Source organism: Antrihabitans stalagmiti (assembly GCF_016482825.1).
Taxonomy (GTDB): domain Bacteria; phylum Actinomycetota; class Actinomycetes; order Mycobacteriales; family Mycobacteriaceae; genus Antrihabitans; species Antrihabitans stalagmiti.
On the sequence record NZ_JAEMNV010000016.1, the window covers coordinates 1 to 23,144 of the forward strand.

Here is a 23,144-nt window from a genome sequence, read left to right on the forward strand (position 1 = left end):
AACCCGGAAGCTAAGCCTGTCAGCGCCGATGGTACTGCACCCGCCAGGGTGTGGGAGAGTAGGACACCGCCGAACATACTTTCCGAAAGGGGACCCAGACAACTGGGTCCCCTTTCGTCATTTCTATACCGAATGCCCCCGATAAAGTCGGGGGCATTCGTCGTCTTAGGCCCTTTGTTTCATGCCTTTGTTCTTGGTGTTTGTTTGCATACATTCGAGGTTGGAATCAACGCTCTGTTGCGGGCTGGCGCACGCCATTCCTTACGCAGACCGATCAATGGCGTCAGCGTAAGCAACGGTGAAACAGGGCGGGTGCTGCCGAAAAGCAAACGCTTAATCGAGCGGTGTAGCGAGCCTCGTTGGTTCGGAACGGCCGCGAAGAGTAACGACGTCTTCTGCCAGTTTCCAATGTGCGGCTTCGGAGTCGTCAGCGGAATCGACGGTGCGCGACGACGCGACAAGTCGACTTGGAACTGTTTTGGCCAGTTCGCACAGCCGTGCGGCTTCGTTCACCGGATCGCCGATGACCGTGTACTCGAAGCGTTGTCTCGCACCGATATTGCCGGCTACCGAGACGCCGTATGCGACTCCCATCGCGGCGTCGCAGTCCGGGACCTCTTCGGGCAGGCGACGACGGATCGCGCGGGCGGCTGCGAGCGCCTGTCCCGCCGGATCGTCGAGTTCCACGGGAGCCCCGAAGATTGCCAGAGCAGCGTCGCCCTCGAACTTGTTGATGATTCCGTCGAATCGATCGACCTCGTCGACGACAACATCGAAGAATCTGTTCAGCAGCGACACCACCTCCTGCGGGGGACTGTTCGCTGCCAACTGCGTCGAACCGATGAGGTCGATGAAGAAGACCGCAACGCTCAGTTCCTCGCCACCCATACGCGGATTGCGACGCAGCGCGGCCTCCGCGACCTCGTGGCCCACGTGCCTACCGAACATTTCACGGATTCGTTCGCGCTCTGCCAGCCCGTCGACCATCCGATTGAAGCCGCTCTGCAGCTCGCCGAGTTCGGTCCCGTCGTACACGACGACGTAGGCATCGGACTCTCCGCGTTCGACCTTGGACATCGTATGGATTACCGACCGAATGGGGTCCACGGTGGCCCGGGCTCCGAGCTTCGTCAGCAGGAGGCCGAACAGCAGAGTCAAGCCGCCTATCGCAACGATGGATACTGCGAGCTGGTTCGTTGTCGTAGCGTGAAAGAAGCTGAAGATCGCGATGATCACCAGCCCGGACACTGGAACCGCGGTACCGAGTACCCAGGTGAGAATTGCTCGACCAGTGACACCGGCGAGACGAATTCGTCGGGGATCGCCGTGTTCCAACGCTCGTGCGGCAAGTGGTCGAAAGGCGAACTCAGCGAGGAGATAGCTGAATGCCCCGACACTGACTCCACCGAATACGGACGTGAAAGCGACCTTGGGGATCGTGGTGACATCGATGATGCCGAGGCCGACGGTGCCGACTATCGCTCCGCCTATCCACATCGCAAGCTGAATGGCCGTCAACCGCCACGGCATCGTGAGCGCTTTGACTTGTTCGCTGCGGGTGGGGGGTCGATCCTCTATGGCCCAGTTGAGCTCGCGAATGCCGATCCGGGTCGTCCAGATCACCCCGACGATGAACGCGAACGCGATGTAGCTCGGCACGATCACGAACGTCACGAGGGCGAATTCGCCGGCCAGGACGTTGGGTCCGGGGATGACTACGGAGACCAGCGCAATGACGATCGCCGATCCGACCAGATTCGTCACCACCAGCAGTCCCGTAACAAGCAGTTGGACTCGAACGCGTTGGATACCGCTGGATTCGGACGGGGATCCGAGCAATGTCGAACCCAATGGGGCAGCAGCCCGCACACGCTGATGACGTTGACGCAACATGGTCGTTCGAGGGTATCGCCAAGCGCTGTTCTAGGGTGGTCGAGTGCGCCTAGTGATTGCCCGCTGCCAAGTCGACTACGTGGGCAGACTGACCGCCCATCTCCCTGCCGCTCGTCGGCTCCTCCTGATCAAGGCTGACGGCTCGGTGAGCATCCACGCCGACGACCGCGCCTACAAGCCGCTGAACTGGATGAGCCCACCCTGCTGGCTTGTCGAAGGCACAACCGACGACGGCGAGCACGCGCTGTGGACCGTGACCAACAAGGCCGGCGAGGAACTGCGGATCCGGCTGTTGGAGATCGAGCACGACTCGTCTCACGAGCTCGGCATCGACCCCGGACTCCAGAAGGATGGCGTCGAGGCGCACCTGCAGGAGTTGCTCGCCGAGCACGTCGAGACGCTCGGCGACGGATACACCCTTGTGCGACGCGAATTTCCGACCGCCATCGGACCCGTCGACCTCCTCTGCCGCGATGCGACCGGTATCAGCGTCGCTGTGGAGATCAAGCGGCGCGGCGAGATCGACGGAGTCGAGCAGTTGACGCGTTATCTGGAACTGCTCAACCGGGATCCGCTGCTCGCGCCTGTCACAGGTGTATTCGCCGCTCAGCAGATCAAGCCGCAGGCGCGAACGCTCGCGACCGATCGCGGTATTCGTTGCCTCACGCTCGATTACGACGTCCTGCGTGGCACAGAGAGCACCGAATTCAAGCTCTTCTAGGCCCGTGCCTCGCATTCTTCGGGACGTGGCCAGAGGTGTTCTTCGGTCGCTCCGCTAGGTAACGCGACCGGAAACTAGACTTCCACCCATGCCGCGTCGTAAGCCGAAACGGCCCCAGCAGGCAGAGCCCGGCTTGCGGGCCGATGTATGGGGGCGCGTCGAGCCGGGTCCGAGCGAGATCGACGAGCGTTACGTCGTGCGAACGGTGCCCGGCGCTCGCGCGACCAAAACCTACCGCTGCCCGGGCTGCGACCACGAGATTCGTCCTGGCACAGCACATGTGGTGGTGTGGCCGGCCGACGAAATCGGTGGCACCGAAGAGCGTCGCCATTGGCACACCGGGTGTTGGTCGGGCAGACGTACCCGCGGCCTGACCAGACGTTGGTCCTAGCTACACACCAACAGCGGTCAGCTACCGACCTTCGCGGCCTCTTTGTCGGCCGAAGGAAGCTCGGCGGTGTCGGCGTCGTCCTCGTCGGAGAGGATGTCTTCCGTAACTGCAGGTGCTGCGGCGGGCTTGCGTTCGGGCGTGCTGTCGAGGAGTTCGCTTTCGCGATTGACCGACGCCAACATCGCAGGCACTGAGTCGAGCTGGCCACGGACGCCGAGCAGCTGGGCGAGCACCCGACCACGCAGAACCCGGAGCTCTTCGGCGAGTTCCTTGGCATGGGCGATCTTGCGCTCGGCCTGCTGTGTCGCCGACTGCAGACGACGCTGCGACTCTTCGGTCGAGTCCTTGAGCCGCTGCGCGGCCTCGGCTTTGCTGGTGCGCTCGAGCTCTTCGACCGCGCGGGTGACCTTGGTCCGGCGATCACGCATGGTGATCTCGAAGTCCTCCTGCACGGACTTGCGCTTGGCGTCGGATTCCGCGGCGAGACGGCTGGCTTCGGCTTGGGCAGCTTCGACGATCTTGGCGGCTTCGGTCCGTGCGCTTGCCATCGTCTGCTCGAATTCGATTTCGAGCGCATTCCTGCGTTCGGCCAACTCGGCGAGCATCGCCTCGTGCTTGCCGCGCAACCTGGCGGCATCTTGATCAGCGATCGAGCGCACCTCGGCGGCGTCGGCCTCTGCGTGTGCCCGTACTTCCGACGCCTCGTCGGACGCCAGACGCAGCATCCGCGAAATGCGATCGCTCATGCCCTCCGCGGTGGTCGGCGGTACGGACAGGCGATCGTTGTCACGACGAAGGTCGTCGATCTCGTCGCGAGCATGCTCCAGCTGATTTGCGAGGTTGCGTGCCTGCGCTGCCGCCGCGTCGCGATCGGTCGCGGTTACACGGAGTTCCGCGTCGAATCTGTCGAAGTAATTTCGAACCTCGTCGCGATCAAATCCCTTGCGCACGATAGTGAAAGGAAGCGTCGCGGCGTGCCGGTCCTGCTCGTTGGCCATGGGTTCAACCTACCCTCTTGCGTCGGAAGTCTCTGTCGACGATATTCGCGCCTAGTGGGCCGCGCCACTCGGTTCGACAAGTTCGATAAGAACGCCGCCTGCGTCCTTCGGATGAATGAAATTGATACGAGAATCGGCTGTGCCGTGCCGTGGTTCGTCGTAGAGCAACCGGACGCCGCGTGCCCGCAGCTCGACAGAAACGGCGTCGATGTCGCGGACCCGATAGGCCAGCTGCTGCAGACCTGGCCCGCTACGAGCGATGAACTTGCCGATCGAGGAATCCTCGGTTAGTGGAGCAAGGAGCTGAACGACAGCACTGCCGGTTGCGGCGCCGGGAACCGACAGCATTGCCTCGTGGACACCTTGGCTCTCGTTCACCTCGCGGTGGGTTTCGACCATGCCAAGGTTCTCCGAGTACCAGGTGACCGCTGCGTCGAGGTCGGGGACTGCGATGCCGACGTGGTCGATCGCGATGACCAGGTCAGGAGAGATCGCACTGATGCTCGGGACAGATTTCGTCATAGTAAAACCGTAGCGCTAACGTGGCAGGAGTTCTCGTCGGGCTGACCGATGGCTGCTGACGCGAACCACTGCCAACTCGATCCGGAGGCCCCCGTGTCCAACTCTGTCATCGTCGCCGGTGCGCGTACGCCGATCGGCCGCCTGCTCGGCGGTTTGAAGGACTTCTCCGGATCACAGCTCGGTGGATTCGCCATCAAGGCTGCGCTCGAGAAGGCAGGCGTCGCCCCCGAGCAGGTCGAGTACGTGATCATGGGCCAGGTCCTCACTGCGGGAGCGGGCCAGATTCCTGCCCGCCAGGCCGCGGTCGATGCCGGTATCCCGATGGACGTCCCCGCGCTGACCGTCAACAAGGTCTGCCTGTCAGGCATCAACGCGATCGGACTCGCTGACCAGCTGATTCGCGCGGGGGAGTTCGACATCGTCGTCGCAGGTGGTCAGGAATCGATGACCAAGGCGCCGCATCTGCTCGAGAAGAGTCGCGAAGGATTCAAGTACGGCGACGTGACGATGCGTGATCACATGGCGTTCGATGGGCTCTATGACATCTTCACCGACCAGGCGATGGGCAATCTGACCGAGTCGCGCAATCAGAGCGAGACGACGCCGATCACTCGGGCAGAGCAGGACGAGTTCGCCGCGGCCTCACATCAGCGTGCGGCCATCGCGTGGAAGAACGGCGTTTTCGACGACGAGGTCGTGCCCGTCTCGGTGCCGCAGCGTAAGGGCGACCCCGTGATCTTCGCCACAGACGAAGGTGTTCGTGGCGACACGACGGCCGAGTCGCTCGGCAAATTGCGGCCGGCCTTCAGCAAGGACGGCACGGTCACAGCGGGCTCCGCGTCGCAGATTTCAGACGGCGCGGCAGCCGTGATCGTGATGAGCAAGGCCAAAGCCGAAGAGCTCGGTTTGACGTGGCTCGCGGAGATCGGTGCGCACGGACAGGTCGCCGGACCCGATTCCACACTGCAGTTGCAGCCCGCTCGGGCGATCGAAAAGGCCTGCGCGCGCGAGGGCATCGCACCGGCTGACCTCGATCTCATCGAAATCAACGAGGCATTCGCGGCTGTCGGTGTCGCATCGGCACGCGAGCTCGGAATCGACACCGAGAAGGTGAACGTCAACGGCGGCGCCATCGCGGTCGGTCACCCGCTCGGCATGTCGGGCGCCAGGATCGCGCTGCATCTCGCGCTGGAGTTGAAGCGTCGCGGTGGCGGCGTCGGTGCCGCGGCACTGTGTGGCGGCGGCGGTCAGGGCGATGCGTTGATCATTCGCGTTCCGAAGGCGTGAGCTTCTCCACTACAAGCCGTCGTAGATCATCGGGCAGAATAGGCGCCATGGGAAACGTGCTCGATCTGTCCACTGTCGCCAAGCGGTTCCGCTTCGTTGCGATCCTCGAGGCCTTCACATGGGCCGGTCTGCTGATCGGGATGGCTTTCAAGTACATCCCGGAAAACGGCAACGAGATCGGTGTGAAGATCTTCGGGCCGATTCACGGCGGTGTGTTCGTGCTGTTCGTCGCTGTCGCGATCTACACGGCGATCAAGTTGTCGTGGTCCTGGCTGACGACGTTGCTCGCGTTGGTATCGAGCATTCCGCCGTTCGGCACACTCGTCTTCGAGTGGTGGGCAGTGCAGTCGAACCAACTGGCCGAGCTTTCCGCTGTCAAGCCTGCCGCACAACCGGCGCTCTCGGAGTCGTGACAAACTGGATCGCGTGACTCGACCAGCTCCTCGTTCAGCTCCCCGTAGACCGGCACCTGCCGTCGCCGCCGCGATGGCCGGTGCCGTCGACCTTTCGGCACTCAAAGAGCGTGCACAAGCGAAACCTGCAACCGGCGCAACCGGTGGGACGCCGACGGCGAACGCCGTTGTCGATGTCTCCGAAGCAAACTTCGAAGCCGAGGTACTGCAGAAATCGTCGGCGGTTCCGGTTGTCGTCGTACTCGCGTCCACACGGAGCGAGCCGAGCATGGCGCTCACAGAGGCGTTCGAACGACTGGTCGCGCAGGACGCAGGCACCTGGATCCTCGCGAGAGTCGACGTCGATACGAACATGCGGATCGCGCAGGCCTTCGGAGTACAGGCGATTCCGACAACTGTCGCAGTTGCACAAGGTCAACCATTGGCGGACTTCCAGGGCGTCCAGTCCGAGGAGCAGTTGCGGGCGTGGATCGACGCAATTCTCAAGGCCGTCGAGGGCAAGCTGACCGGGCCTGTGGGCTCCGCGGAAGAAGCACCCCCCGAGGATCCGCGCTTCGTAGCGGCCGAGGAAGCCCTCGAAGCTGGTGATCTCGCCGGCGCCGAAGCTGCATACGAGGCGATCCTGGCAGCCGAACCAGCCAACGCCGAAGCGAAGACAGCGCTGCGGCACGTGAACTTCATCGGCCGGGCCGAAGTGCTGCCCGACGGCATCATCGCGACCGCCGACGCCGACCCAACCGACATCGACGCAGCCCTTCAAGCCGCCGACGCCGAGTTGTTCGACCAGCGCCCCGAGGACGCGTTCGCGCGCCTCATCGCGACGGTCAAGCGAACCGCGGGCGACGATCGCACAAGGGTCCGCACCCGGTTGCTCGAGCTGTTCGAACTCTTCGATCCCGCCGAGCCGTTCGTCGTTGCCGCACGCCGAAAATTGGCCCTGGCGCTCTATTAGGCCGCTAGCGGCTCGTGAGTCTTTTCGGAGGGCGGGACCTCCGAAAAGACTCACGAGCGGCGTAGCCGCCTACTCTTCGAATTTCAGCCAGATGGCGCTGTTCGCAGGCAAAGCAACGTTTGCCGACGCCGACCTGCCGTGCCAGGGCTCGGGGGCCGCAGTCACCGCTCCGTAGTTGCCCATCCCTGAGCCGCCGTACTCCTTGGCATCGGTATTGAAGATCTCCGACCAGCGCCCCGCGCCGGGAAGTCCGACCCGATATCCGGAGTGCGCGCTGCCCGAGAAGTTGTACAGGCAGGCGACCACCGAACCGTCGGTGCCGTAGCGGAGAAAGCTCAGCACGTTGTTACCGGTGTCGTTGGCATCGATCCACGAGTAGCCGCCGGGTGTGGTGTCGAGCGTCCACAACGCAGGTTGCGCTCGATACACCGCGTTGAGATCGCACACCGCCTTGAAGATCCCGCGGGTGGTGTGACCGGCCTGCGCGTCCTCCCACTGCGCCCAGTCGAGGCCACGCTCCTCGGACCATTCGGCGCGTTGACCGAACTCCTGACCCATGAACAGCAGTTGCTTGCCGGGATGGGACCACATGTAGGCGAGTAGGGCCCTGATGCCCGCGGCCTTCGCGAAATCGTCGCCCGGCATGCGAGTCCACAAAGTGCCCTTGCCGTGCACGACTTCGTCGTGGCTGATCGGGAGTAGATAGTTCTCGCTCCACGCGTACATCAGCGAAAACGTGATCTCGTGGTGGTGGTAGGACCGATGGACCGGATCGTGACCCAGGTAGCCGAGCGTGTCGTGCATCCAGCCCATGTTCCACTTCATGTTGAAGCCCAGACCGCCGACGTTGGTCGAGCGGGTGACGCCGGGCCACGCCGTCGATTCTTCGGCGATGGTCACGACGCCGCGGTGGTGCTTGTGGACCGTCGCGTTCATTTCCTGCAGGAAGGCAACGGCTTCGAGGTTTTCGCGACCGCCGTGCACGTTCGGCGTCCAACCACCCTCCGGTCTCGAGTAGTCGAGGTAGAGCATCGATGCGACGGCGTCGACCCGGAGTCCGTCGATGTGGAACTCGTCGAGCCAGTAGAGGGCATTGGCGACGAGGAAGTTGCGGACCTCACTGCGACCGAAGTCGAATACGTAAGTGCCCCAATCCAATTGCTCGCCGCGAGTGGGGTCGCCGTGTTCGTACAGCGGGCCGCCGTCGAAGCGCGCAAGCGCCCATTCGTCCTTCGGGAAATGGGCGGGAACCCAGTCGACCAGAACGCCGATCCCCGCCCGATGCAGACGGTCGACGAATACTCGGAACTCGTCGGGCGTCCCGAAACGTGCGGTCGGAGCGAAGTAGGACGTGACCTGATAGCCCCACGAACCGCCGAACGGATGCTCGGCTACAGGCAGCAATTCGATATGTGTGAAGCCGCTTTCAAGGACGTACTTCGACAGTTCTTCGGCAAGTTCGAGATAGCCGAGGCCGGGCCGCCACGAGCCGAGATGGCATTCGTAGACGCTCATGGGCGCTGCGCTCGGCTCTATCTCGGCGCGAGCGGCAAGCCATTCGGCATCGGTCCATTCGTACGACGTCGAATCGACGACCGACGCTGTGGCGGGCGGGATCTCGGTTCGGAACGCCATGGGGTCGGCCTTGTCGCGGACGACGCCGTCACTGCCGTGCACCCGGAACTTGTACAGAGCGCCGGGACCGAGGTCGGGGACGAATACTTCCCACACCCCGGCGGTCAGCGACCGCATCGGCGCTGTGTTGCCGCTCCACCCGTCGAATTCGCCGATGACGGTCACGCCGAGAGCATTCGGCGCCCACACTGCGAACGACGTACCGGTGACCTCACCGTCCGGCGTCGTATAGCTCTGGGGGTGTGCGCCGAGGATCTCCCACAGTCGCTCGTGACGACCCTCGCTGAACAGATGCAGATCGAGCTCACCGAGGGTGGGGAGGAAGCGGTACCCGTCGGCACTCACAACTGTGGACCCGCCCGCGTATTCGACGACGAGGCGATAGTCCATGAGGTCGGGCACCGGGACGAAGGCACTGAACAGACCGTTGTCGACGTGGTGCAGCGGGTAGTCGACCTTGCCGATGCGGGCGTGGACCGTCTCGGCGTAGGGACGCAAGGTCCGGATGACAGTGCCTTTCCCGTCCGCATGCGCGCCGAGCACCGAATGCGGGTTGCGGTGCTTTCCTTCCGCCAGCAGCTTCAGGTCTCGCTTGCTCGGAGCGGCGACCTTGGTGCGGCGGTTCGGTGTCATCTGAGTGTTCTCCTGTAGGCCAGTTCTGTTCGGTTCGAGTTGGCGACGAGTGGCAGCGCAAGGATGTGCGCAACCGCACGCCATGGCTCCAGGCGGACGAAATTCGCTTGGCCCCAATCGTATTGCTCCCCGCTCACCTCGTCGGTGACGGTGAATCGATCGTGCCAATCACGTCCGACCGCAGGCATGTCGAGCCAGATGTTGCCCTGTTCGGCGCCGTGCGGATTGAGGTTGACGACAACGAGGACGGCGTCACCGGTGGCGGCGTCGACCTTCGAGTAGGCGATCAGGGCGTCGTTGTCGACGTGATGGAACGCGATGTTGCGAAGCTGCTGCAGTGCCGGGTGTGCGCGTCGGATTTCGTTGAGCCTGGCGATCCACGGTTCGAGCGACTCGCCACGTTCCTTCGCTTCGGAGTACGCACGTGGGCGGAGTTGGTATTTCTCCGAGTCGAGGTATTCCTCGCTACCCGGGCGAACAGCTTGGTGCTCGAACAGTTCGTAACCGGAGTAGACGCCCCAGGTCGGAGCGAGCGTCGCTGCGAGTGCCGCACGAAGCGCGAACATTCCTGGACCGCCGGTTTGCAGACTCTCGTGCAGGATGTCGGGGGTGTTCACGAACAGGTTGGGCCGAGCTTCGTCGGCTTTCGCAGCGATCTCGGTGCCGAATTCGGTGAGCTCCCACTTCGCGATTCGCCACGTGAAGTAGGTGTAGGACTGCGTGAAGCCACGTCGCGCGAGGCCGTAGAGCCGCGCAGGTCGAGTGAACGCTTCGGAAAGGAAGATGATGTCCGGGTCGGTCGCGTGGACCTGGCCGATCAGCCACTCCCAGAAGTCGGCTGGCTTGGTGTGTGGATTGTCCACCCGAAAGATGCGGACCCCCAACGACATCCAATGCCGAACGACGCGGAGCACCTCGGCGTAGATGCCGTGCGGGTCGTTGTCGAAGTTGACCGGGTAGATGTCCTGGTACTTCTTCGGAGGGTTCTCGGCGAAGGCGATCGTTCCGTCGGGCAGCACCGTGAACCACTCGGGATGCTCGGCCGCCCACGGATGGTCGGGCGCGCATTGCAGCGCCAGATCGATGGCGACCTCGAGGTTGTGCGTGCGGGCCGACGCGATGAAGGCGACGAAGTCGGCCTCGGTGCCGAGCAGAGGGTGCACAGCATCGTGGCCGCCCTCGTCGGACCCGATCGCCCATGGCGAGCCGAAATCGTCGGGCCCCGGCGTCAGCGTGTTGTTGGGTCCCTTGCGGTTGATCTTGCCGATCGGGTGGATCGGCGGCAGGTAGACGACGTCGAAGCCCATCGCGGCGATCCTTGGCAGGTCTGTGGTTGCCGTTGCGAACGTGCCGTGGACCGGTTTGCCGTCGTCGTCCCAGCCGCCGGTGGAACGCGGGAAGAACTCGTACCAGGATCCGTAGAGTGCTCGCTTGCGATCGACGTGGACGCTGCGGAGTGGGCCGCGGGTGACGAGTTCGCGCAGGGGATAGAGGCGCAGGAGTTCGCCGGTCTCCGCTGTGAAAGCCGGTGCCACCCGCGCGGGCAATTGACCGTCACTTCGCAACGACGCTGCGACCGCGGTGAGCCTCGGCCGCTCGGACAGTGGTGACTTTTTCGCGGCGCGTTCGAACAGGCGCGCGCCGATCTCGAGTTCGTTGGCGAGATCCGCTGCGTTCTGACCGACGGCGAGCTTCGCTTCGATGCCCGACCGCCACGTGGTGATGGGGTCGCTCCACGCTTCGATGCGGAACGTCCATATGCCTGGGGTAGTCGGGGAAAAGACACCGTTGTAGACATCCGGCTCGAAGTCCGGACTCATCCGAATCGAAACCGCCTTGCTGCCCCCGGGTTCGCGCACCGAAAGGGTTGCGGCGACGGCGTCGTGACCCTCGCGCCACACGACGGCTCGAACCGGAAAGACTTCGCCCACGACAGCCTTGGCGGCTCGCCCGCCCGCAATATCCGGGGCGATGTCGTCGATGGCAATACGACCTGTCACGCGGTAGCTCCGTTCACGGTGGTACGGCTGCGACTAAAACTCAACCGTAGTGGAGTCGAGCGCGCTTTGCCGCACGTCCCCGCCATCGATTCGAGGTTGTCTGTGTCGGGTCGGTGGTTCTTGCTCATCGATACCGACTTCCCGCCCGGAGCGTCGAACAAACTCATTCGCTCCAGCACATGTCCAATCGGGCTGGAGTGGGTAGTCTTCGCGGGGTGAAAGCGTTGCGTCGGTTCACCGTCCGTGCTCATCTGCCAGCGCGCTTGGCCGCGCTCGGCCCTTTGTCGACGAATCTGCGCTGGTCGTGGCATCCGCCGACGCAGGATCTGTTCGCCGAGATCGACCCGAAGCGCTGGGTCGAGGTCGGCCACGATCCTGTCCGAATACTCGGTGACGTCGGTGCCGGGAGGCTCGACTCGCTTGCACGCGACGAGGGCTTCCTTGCCAGGCTCGATGCCGCAGCGGCAGACCTGGACGACTACCTTGCCCGCCCGCACTGGTATCAGAAGCAGGCGCAGGCAGGCACCTCGCTGCCCGGCGGAATCGCTTACTTCTCCATGGAATTCGGAGTAACCGAGGTGTTGCCGAACTACTCGGGTGGACTCGGCATCCTCGCAGGCGACCATCTCAAGGCTGCCTCCGATCTGGGGTTGCCGCTCATCGGTGTCGGTCTGCTCTACCGGTCGGGCTACTTTCGGCAGTCATTGACGGCGGACGGCTGGCAGTCCGAGCACTACCCGGCGCTGGACCCGCAGGGTTTGCCTCTTCGGTTGTTCACCGACGGCGCGGACTCGACGCCGGTGCTGATCCACGTTGCGATGCCAGGCAATCGAGTGCTGCGCGCACGGGTGTGGATCGCGCAGGTCGGGCGAATTCCGTTGCTGCTCCTCGATTCCGACATCGCCGAGAACGATCCGGAAATGCGTGGTGTGACGGACCGGCTCTACGGTGGCGATCAAGATCATCGGATCAAGCAGGAGATCCTCGCGGGCATCGGCGGCGTTCGTGCAGTGCGGGCCTACACCCATTCGCAGGGTCTGCCGGATCCGGATGTGTTCCACATGAACGAAGGCCACGCGGGCTTCCTCGGTGTCGAGCGCATTCGTGAGTTCATCTCCGGTGCCGGACTCGACTTCGACACGGCGTTGGCAGCCGTCCGCTCAGGCACGGTGTTCACAACCCACACTCCTGTGCCTGCCGGAATCGACCGATTCCCTGCGGATCTGGTTCGCCACTACTTCGGCGGCGGCGGCGAGGGTGATTCCGGATTGTTGCCAGGCATCTCGCTGGATCGGATCATCGCACTCGGTCGCGAGGCCGACCCGAGCGTGTTCAACATGGCACACATGGGATTGCGCCTCGCTCAGCGCGCGAACGGCGTTTCCAAATTGCACGGCGAGGTGAGCCGGGACATGTTCGCAGCGCTGTGGCCGGGATTCGATGCCGCAGAGGTCCCGATCGGTTCCATCACCAACGGCGTTCACGCCCCGACCTGGGCGGCGAAGGAATGGCTGCAGAAGGCGCGCGAACTCGTCGGACCCGAACTCGTCGAAGAGGCGAAGGGGTGGGAGCGGCTCTATGACATCGATGCTGCCGAGCTCTGGGAGATGCGAAACCTGTTGCGTAGGAAGCTGACCGACGAGGTCAGCCGCCGCGTGCATGCGTCTTGGTTGGAGCGGGGCGCATCCGAAGCCGAACTCGGTTGGACCGCAAACATTTTCGATCCGAACGTGCTGACAATCGGTTTCGCCCGACGGGTGCCGACCTACAAACGTCTGACGTTGATGCTTCGCGAACCGGAGCGGCTACGCGCGCTGCTGCTCGACCCGGAGCGACCGTTGCAACTCGTCGTTGCCGGTAAATCGCATCCCGCAGACGATGGTGGCAAGGCGCTCATCCAGCAGGTCGTTCGGTTCGCCGACGACGCCGGCGTGCGGCATCGGATCGCGTTCCTTCCCGACTACGACATGTCGATGGCTCGCTTCCTCTACTGGGGGTGCGATGTGTGGCTCAACAACCCACTTCGCCCGCTCGAGGCCTGCGGTACATCGGGTATGAAGTCCGCGCTCAACGGCGGTCTCAACCTCTCCATCCGCGACGGGTGGTGGGACGAGATGTACGACGGTGAGAACGGCTGGGCGATTCCGACCGCAGACGGGGTTCTCGACGAAACCCGTCGTGACGACCTCGAGGCAAGCGCGCTGTACGACCTGCTCGAAAAGTCTGTGCTGCCGAGGTTCTACGACCGCGACTCCGCTGGCATACCTACACGGTGGGTCGAGATGGTCCGACACACGTTGCAGAGCTTGGGACCTCAGGTGCTGGCGTCTCGAATGGTTCGTGACTACGCCGTCGAGTACTACACGCCTGCGGCCGCCGCGTCCCGGAAAGCTGTGGCCGACAACTTCGCAGGCGCGCGCGAACTGGCCGCGTACCGCAGCCGGGTCGAGTCCGCGTGGCCACAGGTCCGCGTCGACCAGGTTGACAGCGCTGGTCTGCCGGACACACCGGTGATCGGTGCAAACCTCTCGCTGCGCGCGAACGTGCAACTAGGTGGACTAGCGCCGACCGACGTCGTCGTCCAGGCCGTGCTCGGCCGGGTGTCGTCCGCGGACGACCTGTCCGAGGTGACGGCGGTGCCGATGAACCACGTCGGATCGGACGGTGGGGGAGAGGTTTTCGAGGTCGAGACTCCCGTTCCACTGTCCGGTGCCGTCGGCTACACGGTTCGGGTACTGCCACACAGCGCCTTGCTCGCAGGTGACGCCGAACTCGGATTGGTTGCGGCGCCGAGCCTTTGACGATCGGCCGACAATCACTTCACACGAACGCGTTTATACCCGTCAACGATCGTCCGACGATCAACGTGTTCATTTCGCGTGTGCCCTCGTAGGAGTAGATCGCCTCGGCGTCGGCGACGAACCGGCCGACGTTGTGCTCCAACAGGATTCCGTTGCCGCCCATAAGCTCGCGGGCCCAGCCGACGGTCTCGCGCATCCGAACCGTGCAGAAAGCCTTGGCAAGTGAGGAATGCCGGTCTTCGGCGAGGCCTTGATCCTGCAGTTGGGACAGCCGTGCAACCATCCCCCAGGACGCCGTGATGTTTCCCTGCATGCGGACCAGAAGATCCTGCACGAGTTGGAAGCTGCCGATAGGCCGACCGAATTGCTCACGGGTGACCGCGTATCGGAGCGCATTCTCGTAGGCACCCCGTGCGCAGCCGAGTGCCATCCAGGCGACGCCTGCCCGCGTCACCCGCAGCACCTCGGCGGTGTCAGCGAAGGAGTTCGCACCCTGTAGCCGATCTGCCTCGTCGACGCGGACATTGTCGAGGGTGATGAGTGCGTTCTGCACGATGCGGAGCGCGATCTTGTGCTGTTGCTTCTCCGCCGTGAACCCTGGCGAGGAGTTCGCGACGACGAATCCCTTGACCTGGTCGTCGGCGACGTCCTTGGCCCAGATGATGGTGAGGTCGCCGAAGGTGGCGTTGCCGATCCACTTCTTCTGGCCGTTGAGGATCCAGGTGTCACCGTCTCGTTCGGCTGTGGTCGTCAAGCCGCGGGACGCACCCGATCCGACGTCGGGTTCGGTGAGGCCGAATGCGCCGATCTTGTCGTAGCGCGCCATCGCGGGTAGAAAGCGTTCGCGTTGTTCGTCGGACCCGCACAGATAGATCGATCCCATCGCCAGACCGCCGTGGACGCCGTTGAACGTCGCGATGGACGGATCGGTGCGCGCGAGTTCCATCGCGATCATCCCGTCGAGAAGGAATGTCGTTCCCCCACAGCCGAACCCCTTGTAGGGAAGTCCGGCGATCGCCAACCGACGCATGCCGGGAACGATCTCGTGTGGGAAAGTTGCTGCTTCCCAATGGGAATTGACGATCGGCGCAACCTCAGCGGTCATGAAGTCGCGGACGGCATGTAGCCGTTCACGCTCGCCGTCGGAGAGCAGTTGTTCGAAGGCGTAGAAGTCGGACGTGTCGATCTCGTTTCTGCTCATGGGCGGTCTCCTGGTGACGAGAGAAATGCAGTGATGACGGGAGCGAGTTCGGTTGCGTTGGTGACGAGGTCGATGTGACCTCCTGGATGTAGATGCAGAGTCGAATGTGGGAGAAGACGGTTCATGATGCGCGCGTTGACGACTGGGATGATGGGATCATCGGCGCCGGCAACGACGAGGGTCTGCTGGCGAATTGCAGGCAGCGCAGGCAGACTGGTCCACACCGCGCCCGCGAGCAATTGGTGGAGATAGCCGATCTTCGACCCGGCGTGCAGTTGCTCCAGAAAGATCTGTGCCACATCGTTGCCGTGGGTGCGGACCGTGCCGCCGTACAGTTCGCCTGCGATGGAAGCCGCGTAGTCCGGATCGCTGAACCGTCGTGGTGTGAGCATCTTCGCCAGCAGGCGAGGGTGGGCCGGAACCATGAGGGCGCCGGTGCCGGTCGCCGCGAGAATCAGCCGACGACACCGTCGTGGATTCTGGAACGCGAACTGTTGCGCAAGCGCGCCGCCCCACGACAGCCCGAGGACGTCGACGACTCCGATGTCGAGTTTTGTCAGCATCCGACCGAGCACCCAGGCCAGGTACGGAAAGCCGTACGGCAGCGCGGACGTCGGCGAGCCCCCCGCACCGGGGACGTCGAATCGAACCACCGTCGTCGACGGGTCCAGCCGATCGACGAGCGGGGAGAGCACCTCGTAACTTGCGCCGATTCCGTTGCACAACACCAGGGGTACCCCGATGCCGCTGCGGATACTCACCCGCAGCCGCTGGCCGCCGACAGCGATGTAGCGTTCCTCGAATCCGGGTGCGGCGGTCATCGATACAGCACCACGACGTCGGCGATGCAGGCCGGGCGGCTACCGCCGTCGATTTCGTATGTCAAACCGAACACTGCCTCGACCCCCGCCGGCTTACGGTGCGCCGACACGACCGTCACGGTCGTGCGCAGCTTCGATCCGACCGGCACAGGCGCCGGGAAGCGGACCTTGTTCAGACCGTAGTTCAGCGCTGCGCTGACATTGTCCACTTCGAGGACCTCCGCGAGAACCTGCGGCGCGAGGGACAGCGTGAGGTAGCCATGCGCGATCGTGCCGCCGAACGGTCCGGTGGCGGCCCGTTCGGGGTCGGTGTGGATCCACTGGTGATCCCCGGTTGCATCGGCGAAACGATTCACCTGGTCCTGGGTTACGTCGTGCCACTCGGTCGTACCGACGGTCTTCCCGATCAAGTCGACGAGGTCTGCCGGGCTGTCTATGTGGGTTGTCATGTCGTGTCCTGTTCTTCGCTTGTGGTCGGCGGGTCAGTGCTGGTGAACGTAGGTACCGGGGGCGGGGCACACGGGTGGGAACTGGGCTCCGCCGAGCGAGTCGGGTGCGTCGATCTCGGGACCGCTGCGGTCGGCGAGCCAGGCGATGTAGTCGGGCCACCACGAATCCTTGGACTGCTCGGCGGTCGCCAGCCATTCGTCCGGTGTGTCGCCGTGCACCTGGCCTGCGTGGAAGGACGCGCGCGGATTGCCCGGCGGATTGACCAGCGCGGCAATGTGTCCACTGGTCGAGAGGACGAAGCGGTTGTCTTTGCTGCCCAACAGTTTTGCGCTTCGGTAGCAAGCCTGCCACGGCGAGATGTGGTCGGCGACACCGGCAACGACGTAGGTGTTCGCTGTGATCGTCGACAGGTCGATCGGAGTTCCGAGCATGCTGACCGCACCGGGGACGGTGAGCGAATTGTGTAGCCCGCTCAGCACGAGATCGCGATGTAGCGCAGCTGCCATACGTGTGGTGTCCGCGTTCCAGAACAGCACGTCGAAGGCGGCCGGCGATCGACCCTGGACGTAGTTGTTGACCCAGTAACGCCAGACGAGGTCGGTCGGGCGCAGCCAGGCGAACACTTCGGCCATGGCTTTGCCGTCGAGGTAGCCTTTGGCGCGGGACTCGCGGATCGCCAGTTGGGCTGCTCGCTCACTCATTGCGGCAGAGGCGAATCCGGCTCGATTCTGATCGAGCACGGTGACCGCGAGGGTCAGCCCGGCAATGCGGTCTCCCTCGCCGATCGCGGTGAGGCGCGCTGCCGTCATCGCGGCGAGGATGCCGCCCGAGCACGATGCCATCAGGTGCGCGCTCTCGGTTCCCGTGATCGTCCGAACCGCGTCGAGGGCTTCGATGATCGCCGCGCCGTAGGTGTCGAATCCCCAGTCTCTATGTCGCGCTTGGGGGTTGCGCCACGAGATGGTGAAAACCTGCTGGCCCTGCTGCAGAAAGTACTCGATCATGCTGCGCCCTGGAGCTATGTCCATGACGTAGTACTTGTTGATAACCGGCGGGACCATCAGCAGTGGCGTCGCGCGGACCTGCTCAGTCCGAGGTGCGTAGTGGATGAGCTCGAAGACTCGGGTCTGCAGGACGACAGCACCCTTGGTCGTGGCGACCGTCTCGCCGACGGCGAACGCATCCGGTTCGACCATCGCGGGAACCCTTGGCTGCGAGACCATGTCACGAGTGAATGCCTTCAATCCGCGGACTGCGCTGAGCCCACCGGTATCGATCATCGCCTTCCAACCGAGCGGGCTCAGGAGAGGATTGTTCGTCGGCGAAAGTCCTTCGATGATGTTGTCGAGAACGAAGCGCATCTTCTCGGTGTCCCGCCAGTCCAACTGCGCGTCGGCGAAGAGCGCGTCGGCGGTCTCCGCTGTGGCGAGATAGGCCTGCATCGTGCGCCGCAACAGTGGATTCTGTTGCCACGCAGGGTCACTGAACCGTTTGTCCTGCCGCGCGGGGCAGCGGTCGGAACGTCCCGCGACTATCGAACCGAGTTCACGAGCAAGCAGATTGCCGCGCCCTGCAACGGTTTTGGGTTGCCGTGCGAGACTGGCGCCGAGTCGGGTCCACGAGCGGTTCGGCAGCATTCGGCCTGCAATGCCTCGCGTCGAGTTCGTCAGAAGCAGATCGAGTGGTGCCGCCAACTCGTCGGGGGTCCTCGCGGTGCGTTGTTCCAGCTGGATTGTCATGATTTTCACACGCTTTCGATGGTGGGGATGGTGATGTTGCGGCGGAGGATCTTGCCCGTCGGGCCTTTCGGAAGGCTGTCGAGGATCCAGATGTGGCGTGGGTACTTGTAGGCGGCGACACGCGCTTTGACGAACTCACGTAGTTCTGGCGGCTCGACAGTCGCACCGGGCACGAGGGCGACTGCCGCACCGATCTCTTCGCCGAGCGAGTCGTGCGGGAGGCCGACGACTGCGGCCTCGGCGATCGCGGGATGCTCGTAGAGGACTTCCTCGATCTCACGGGGATAGACGTTGAAGCCACCGCGAATGATCAGATCCTTCTTGCGGTCGACGATGTAGAAGTAGCCGTCCTCGTCGATGCGGCCGATGTCTCCGCTCGCGAACCAACCGTCGGCGGACACAGCCGTCGCGGTGACCTCGGGGAGATTCCAGTAGCCCTTCATGACGTTGTGGCCACGAATCATGATTTCGCCTGTCTCACCGTGGGGGACCTCCAGTCCGTCTGCGGCGACGACCCGCATCTCCACGCCGTCGACGGGAGTACCGATCGACCCGGCCTTCCTCGGCCGGCCCGGATGGTTGAACGCTGCAACGGGTGAGGTCTCCGACAGGCCGTAGCCTTCGAGAATGGTTGCGCCGAAGGTCGTTTCGAACTCGGTGAGCACCGCGACGGGAAGCGACGCTCCGCCGGAGACGCAGACCCGCAGCGATTCTGTTGTTGCGGATCGGAATTCGTCGGCAACACTCACCATCGCCGAGTACATGGTCGGTACACCTTCGAAGACGGTGACGTGATCGCGTTCGATCACCTCGAGTGCGGTCCGCGGATCGAACCGCGGGACCAACGTCAGAGTGGCGCCCGCTGCGACGGCGGTGTTCAAGCCGCAGGTCATACCGAACGCGTGAAACAGCGGCAGGCAACCCATGATCACGTCGTCCGGTCCGACCTCGATCAGGGTGCGTGCACACACCTCCTGGTTGCGGTGCAGTCCGCCATGGGTGAGTTCGGCTCCCTTCGGCTTTCCAGTGGTGCCGGAGGTATGCAGGACGACCGCCGTGTCGGAGTCGAGGCGGGCGACCGGCTCCGCTTGCGCTGGCAGGTCGGCAAGCAAGCTCGTGAGACTGGTGTCGTCGAGCGGCCAACACACCGCGTCGGCCGCCGTCGCAGCAGCATTGGCCTCGTCGGCGAATGTCGGCGTCGCGAACAGTGCTGTGGCACCGGTGTTGGCGAGGTAGTACTCGATCTCGCGGGACTTCAGTAGCGGGTTCATCGGAACTGCAACTGCACCTGCGCGCAGGATGCCGTAGAACGCAACCGCGAAAGCCATTGTGTTCGGCAACATCAGGCCGACGCGGTCGCCGGGTTCGATTCCCGCCCGTTCCAGGTAGGTGGCGGCGCGGGCGGACGCCTCGTCGAACTCCGTGTAGGTGAGTTCGGCACGGCCGCAGCGGAGTGCGGTTCGACTGCCGTTATTGCGCGCTGTTGCAACAAGATTGAGGGCTAGATTGGGCAACGTGACCTCCGTCGGCTGGCGAATTTCTGAACTACCTCAATGGTGGTGCCAGCCACGGCGCCGGTCGATGGTGACGGGAACAACGTGAAGCCGGTCAGAATGTGGCCGCTCACATTGGCACTGCGTCGACAGGCCTAAGGTGGGTCCATGGGCACGCCCCCTGATCCGCACATCGCCGAACTCGCCGACGCAATGCTGGCGCGTGCAGAGGAACTCGGCGGTGCGCTTGCCGACGTGATCGTCACCGAACTCGACTTCTATTCCTCGAGCACGGTCGTCACCAAGGACGAGGTGAGGCAGACGTGCATCGCGAACATGAGGTTCGTGTTCGAGTCGCTTGCCGGTGACGTCCAGATCGATGCCTCTGCCGCGGAACGTACCGGCAAGGCCCGTGCTGCGGCAGGGGTCCCGTTGCCTGCGGTCATGGCGGCCTATCGGGTCGGCTTCCGATTCATGTGGGAGCGCACGCTCGAGGAGGCGCGTCGCCGCGGCGACATCGCGACCGACTCAGTTCTCGATGCGATGTCGCACATTCTCGTCGCTCAAGACGTCTTCACTCAGGCGATGACGTCGGCGTACCGAGCGCAGCTGACGATTCAGGTTCTCGACCAGGAGGAGGAGCATTCCGCGCTTGTGGAGGCCCTCCTCTTTCGGCGAATCACCGACGAGCAGAATCTTTGGGAAGCTGCCGACGCGCTGCGAATGCCGATATCAGGTCCGTATGTCGTTGTGGCAGCGCAGGTTCCAGCAATCGGCAAACTCGCGCTTCCGGAGATCGCGAACAGGCTCGACGTCCGCGACATCCGCTCCGCGTGGCGACTACTGCCCGACCTGCAAGTCGGGATCGTGCATGTCCGCCGGCCCGAGGTGCTCGGCATGATGATCGAGGTCTTCGAATCGTTGGCATCGGCGAACGTCGGGATCAGTCCGCAGTTTCTCGATCTTGCCGCAACGAGCGACGCGCTGCGGCTCGCGAGGCTTGCTGTTGGGCACAGCGGGCGGCGTGGCGCATCGAGATCGAAGGTAGCGGTCTTCGACGAATCGCCTCTCGCGTACGCCGCCGTGAGTGCACCGGAGGTGATGGCCAGGATCGGAAAGTCGGTGCTCGGTTCGCTCGACGAGCTTCCAGGTGAAGAGCGCAGGATTCTTGTCGACACGTTCGAGGCGTGGCTCGATGCGGGTGGGTCAGCGAACGAGACAGCCGCGAAGATCTTCTGCCACCCGAACACGGTCCGGCATCGACTGCACCGTATCGAGGAGCGGACAGGTAGGTCGCTGAGTCGGCCGCGTGATATCGCCGAGTTGTGCCTTGCGTTCGAGATCGACCGTCGGTCGCCGTGAGCCTTGACGTCGGTCGAAACGTCTGTCGTCGCGTCAGCCGACGCCGGCGATGACGCTGTCCGCGTAGCGACGCAGGTTGTCGATCTTCACGTTCAGCGGCTCGGTGTCGGGGCCGACGCTGTAGGGGAGCCGGAAGCCGACGATGACGTCTGTGATGCCCTTGTCTTCCAGACGTTTGATCCCGTCGACCGTATAGGCGTCGAGCGAGATCACGTGAAGTTCGAAGGGCCGGTCGAACTTTCGGTCGGACTCCGACCGCAATTCGTCGAGCCTTGCGAGCAGACGATCCAGTTCGGCACCGTCGCTGCCCGCATGCATCCACCCGTCGCCGAGCCGCACGGCCCGACGCAACGCGGCATCGCTGTGACCGCCGACGAGTATCGGTACGGGCTCGGTCGGCGCGGGCGTCATCTTGGTACTTGCGATGTCGTAGAACTCACCGTGATATTCGAAGTAGCCACTTGCGGTCAGGCCGCGAACGATCTCGATGCATTCGTTCATACGCGCGCCACGACGCTCGAACGGAACGCCGAGCAAATCGAAATCTTCCGGCCACGGGCTGATGCCGACGCCGAGCGAGAGTCGGTTGTTGCTGAGCCAGGCAACCGAACCGGCCTGCTTTGCTACCAGCGCAGGTGGCCGGATCGGCAACTTCAAAACGAATGGTGTGAATCGTAATGTGGTTGTCGATGCTGCCAAAGCCGCTGTGAGAACGAAAGTTTCGATGAAGGCCTTGTCGTCAAGGAATTGTCGGCTGCCGTCGGGGGTGTACGGATATGTAGAGTCCGAATGCTCCGGATAGGCAAGGCTGTCCGCGACACACATGCTGGTGTAGCCGGCTTCTTCGGCCGCCTGCGCAAGAGGTATGTAGTACGCCGGATCAGTCAATGCTTCCGCGTAGGTGAATCGCATCTGCTGCTCCTTCGTGCGCTACGTGATGAAGTTCGTGACACCGGTCAGACGTTCCGACAGGGTCCACAGCTTCGCCGCCACGTCTTCGTCCTTCGACTTCTTTGTCGACCCGACCTTGACCGGATGCCCACGCAGATTGCCGAGACCACGTGGGCCGTAGAAGCGACCGCCTTCGGCGTCCGGTGCGGTGGCAGCGAAAAGCCCTGGCAGAGCGCCCATCTCGGCACTCTGGGCGATCAGCCGATTTCCCACCGACATCAGGCGGTCGAAGATCGATTCGGTATGGGCCTGCAGACCGGTCGCGGCGTACCCGGGGTGTGCCGCGACCGAGCGGACCGACGATCCCGCGGCGTCGAGTCGGCGCTGCAATTCGTAGGTGAACATCAGATTGGCGAGCTTCGACTGACCGTAGGCACGCCACCGGTCGTAGCGGCGATGCTCCCAGTTGAGGTCGTCGAGGTCGATCGATCCGTAGGCATGCAGGCCGCTCGACATCGTGACGACCCGATCGCGAATCTTGTCGAACAGCAGTCCCGTCAACGCGAAGTGACCGAGGTGGTTCGTGCCGATCTGCATCTCGAAACCGTCAGCGGTTCGCCGCAACGGCAGGGCCATCACACCGGCATTGTTGATCAACACATCGACACCGTCGACCGAGTTCGCGAAGGCCCGGACGGGATGCGAGGTCGGACAGATCGAGTTGTCGAACGGTCGCGTTGGCGCCGATCTCGGCTGCAACGACGTTCGCCTTCTCGACATTGCGGCACGCGAGGATCACCTGTGCGCCCGCACCGGCAAGGGTCCGCGCGGTGACCTCGCCGAGCCCACTGTTCGCTCCGGTGACGATGAACGTCCGACCCGTTTGGTCGCCGACGTCGGCTGCGGTCCACTGCGTTTCAGGCATGCGCGATGACGCTAGT

General features: G+C 63.7%; 18 protein-coding genes, 1 rRNA gene and 1 pseudogene. 8 read left to right on the top strand and 12 right to left on the bottom strand.

Going from position 1 to position 23,144, the window contains the following annotated elements; all coding sequences use genetic code 11:
- Window positions 1-75, top strand: a 5S ribosomal RNA gene (gene rrf / locus JGU71_RS30705); the annotation flags it as partial.
- 258 nt (window positions 76-333) lie between these two features.
- Here the strand turns inward: rrf and JGU71_RS28650 are convergent.
- A complete protein-coding gene (locus JGU71_RS28650; RefSeq protein WP_199708570.1) occupies window positions 334-1,893 on the bottom strand; it encodes an adenylate/guanylate cyclase domain-containing protein in 1,560 nt (519 codons plus the stop codon).
- Window positions 1,894-1,936: 43 nt separating this feature from the next.
- On the opposite strand from JGU71_RS28650, the gene nucS reads away from it, so the two are divergent.
- Window positions 1,937-2,614, top strand: a complete 678-nt coding sequence (gene nucS, locus JGU71_RS28655; RefSeq protein ID WP_199708571.1) for an endonuclease NucS — start codon at window positions 1,937-1,939, stop codon at window positions 2,612-2,614.
- A gap of 88 nt (window positions 2,615-2,702) precedes the next feature.
- Entirely contained in the window at window positions 2,703-3,005 is a 303-nt protein-coding gene (locus JGU71_RS28660; protein WP_199708572.1) for an Rv1322 family protein, read from the top strand.
- A gap of 17 nt (window positions 3,006-3,022) precedes the next feature.
- Here the strand turns inward: JGU71_RS28660 and JGU71_RS28665 are convergent, their stop codons facing one another.
- Together JGU71_RS28665 and mce are read right to left on the bottom strand one after the other, a co-directional pair.
- A complete protein-coding gene (locus JGU71_RS28665) occupies window positions 3,023-4,003 on the bottom strand; it encodes a coiled-coil domain-containing protein (RefSeq protein ID WP_199708573.1) in 981 nt (326 codons plus the stop codon).
- A gap of 51 nt (window positions 4,004-4,054) precedes the next feature.
- The gene (mce, locus tag JGU71_RS28670) at window positions 4,055-4,525 is read right to left on the bottom strand and encodes a methylmalonyl-CoA epimerase (RefSeq protein WP_199708574.1); all 471 of its coding nucleotides are present in this window, start codon (window positions 4,523-4,525) and stop codon (window positions 4,055-4,057) included.
- Window positions 4,526-4,618: 93 nt separating this feature from the next.
- On the opposite strand from mce, the gene JGU71_RS28675 reads away from it, so the two are divergent.
- From JGU71_RS28675 to JGU71_RS28685, 3 genes are all read left to right on the top strand, one after another.
- Window positions 4,619-5,812 carry an acetyl-CoA C-acetyltransferase gene (locus tag JGU71_RS28675; protein ID WP_199708575.1) on the top strand — a complete coding sequence of 398 codons (1,194 nt, stop codon included), beginning with the start codon at window positions 4,619-4,621 and terminating at the stop codon, window positions 5,810-5,812.
- 47 nt (window positions 5,813-5,859) lie between these two features.
- On the top strand, window positions 5,860-6,225 hold the full coding sequence (locus JGU71_RS28680; protein WP_199708576.1) for a DUF3817 domain-containing protein: 366 nt from the start codon (window positions 5,860-5,862) through the stop codon (window positions 6,223-6,225).
- 73 nt (window positions 6,226-6,298) lie between these two features.
- Window positions 6,299-7,177, top strand: coding sequence for a tetratricopeptide repeat protein (locus tag JGU71_RS28685; RefSeq protein ID WP_199708593.1), 879 nt, complete (start codon window positions 6,299-6,301; stop codon window positions 7,175-7,177).
- Between the two features lie 69 nt (window positions 7,178-7,246).
- Here JGU71_RS28685 and glgB read toward each other — a convergent pair whose 3' ends face one another.
- The gene (gene glgB / locus JGU71_RS28690) at window positions 7,247-9,445 is read right to left on the bottom strand and encodes a 1,4-alpha-glucan branching protein GlgB (RefSeq protein WP_199708577.1); all 2,199 of its coding nucleotides are present in this window, start codon (window positions 9,443-9,445) and stop codon (window positions 7,247-7,249) included.
- Entirely contained in the window at window positions 9,442-11,445 is a 2,004-nt protein-coding gene (locus JGU71_RS28695; RefSeq protein ID WP_199708578.1) for a maltotransferase domain-containing protein, read from the bottom strand. The genes glgB and JGU71_RS28695 overlap by 4 nt, the downstream gene beginning before the upstream one ends.
- Window positions 11,446-11,660: 215 nt before the next feature.
- Between JGU71_RS28695 and glgP the strand changes: the two genes are divergently transcribed.
- Window positions 11,661-14,246, top strand: coding sequence for an alpha-glucan family phosphorylase (gene glgP / locus JGU71_RS28700; protein ID WP_199708579.1), 2,586 nt, complete (start codon window positions 11,661-11,663; stop codon window positions 14,244-14,246).
- A gap of 19 nt (window positions 14,247-14,265) precedes the next feature.
- Here glgP and JGU71_RS28705 read toward each other — a convergent pair whose 3' ends face one another.
- The 5 genes from JGU71_RS28705 to JGU71_RS28725 are packed head-to-tail and all read right to left on the bottom strand — an operon-like array spanning window position 14,266 to window position 19,971.
- Complete coding sequence (locus JGU71_RS28705) at window positions 14,266-15,447, bottom strand: acyl-CoA dehydrogenase family protein (protein WP_199708580.1); 1,182 nt, start codon at window positions 15,445-15,447, stop codon at window positions 14,266-14,268.
- Window positions 15,444-16,268 (bottom strand): poly(3-hydroxyalkanoate) depolymerase, encoded by an 825-nt coding sequence (gene phaZ / locus JGU71_RS28710; RefSeq protein ID WP_199708581.1) that lies wholly within the window; start codon window positions 16,266-16,268, stop codon window positions 15,444-15,446. Before phaZ ends, JGU71_RS28705 begins: the two co-directional genes overlap by 4 nt.
- A complete protein-coding gene (locus JGU71_RS28715) occupies window positions 16,265-16,717 on the bottom strand; it encodes a MaoC family dehydratase (RefSeq protein ID WP_199708582.1) in 453 nt (150 codons plus the stop codon). Before JGU71_RS28715 ends, phaZ begins: the two co-directional genes overlap by 4 nt.
- 33 nt (window positions 16,718-16,750) lie before the next feature.
- On the bottom strand, window positions 16,751-18,457 hold the full coding sequence (locus tag JGU71_RS28720; protein ID WP_199708583.1) for a PHA/PHB synthase family protein: 1,707 nt from the start codon (window positions 18,455-18,457) through the stop codon (window positions 16,751-16,753).
- Between the two features lie 5 nt (window positions 18,458-18,462).
- Window positions 18,463-19,971: a long-chain-fatty-acid--CoA ligase gene (locus JGU71_RS28725; protein WP_199708584.1), complete on the bottom strand. Its 1,509-nt coding sequence runs from the start codon at window positions 19,969-19,971 to the stop codon at window positions 18,463-18,465.
- 147 nt (window positions 19,972-20,118) lie between these two features.
- Between JGU71_RS28725 and JGU71_RS28730 the strand changes: the two genes are divergently transcribed.
- Window positions 20,119-21,312, top strand: coding sequence for a PucR family transcriptional regulator (locus JGU71_RS28730; protein WP_199708585.1), 1,194 nt, complete (start codon window positions 20,119-20,121; stop codon window positions 21,310-21,312).
- A 33-nt stretch (window positions 21,313-21,345) separates the two neighbouring features.
- Here JGU71_RS28730 and JGU71_RS28735 read toward each other — a convergent pair whose 3' ends face one another.
- On the bottom strand, window positions 21,346-22,224 hold the full coding sequence (locus tag JGU71_RS28735; protein ID WP_199708586.1) for a TIGR03619 family F420-dependent LLM class oxidoreductase: 879 nt from the start codon (window positions 22,222-22,224) through the stop codon (window positions 21,346-21,348).
- Between the two features lie 18 nt (window positions 22,225-22,242).
- A pseudogene (locus JGU71_RS28740) lies at window positions 22,243-23,128 on the bottom strand (oxidoreductase).
- Between the last annotated feature and the right edge of the window lie 16 nt (window positions 23,129-23,144).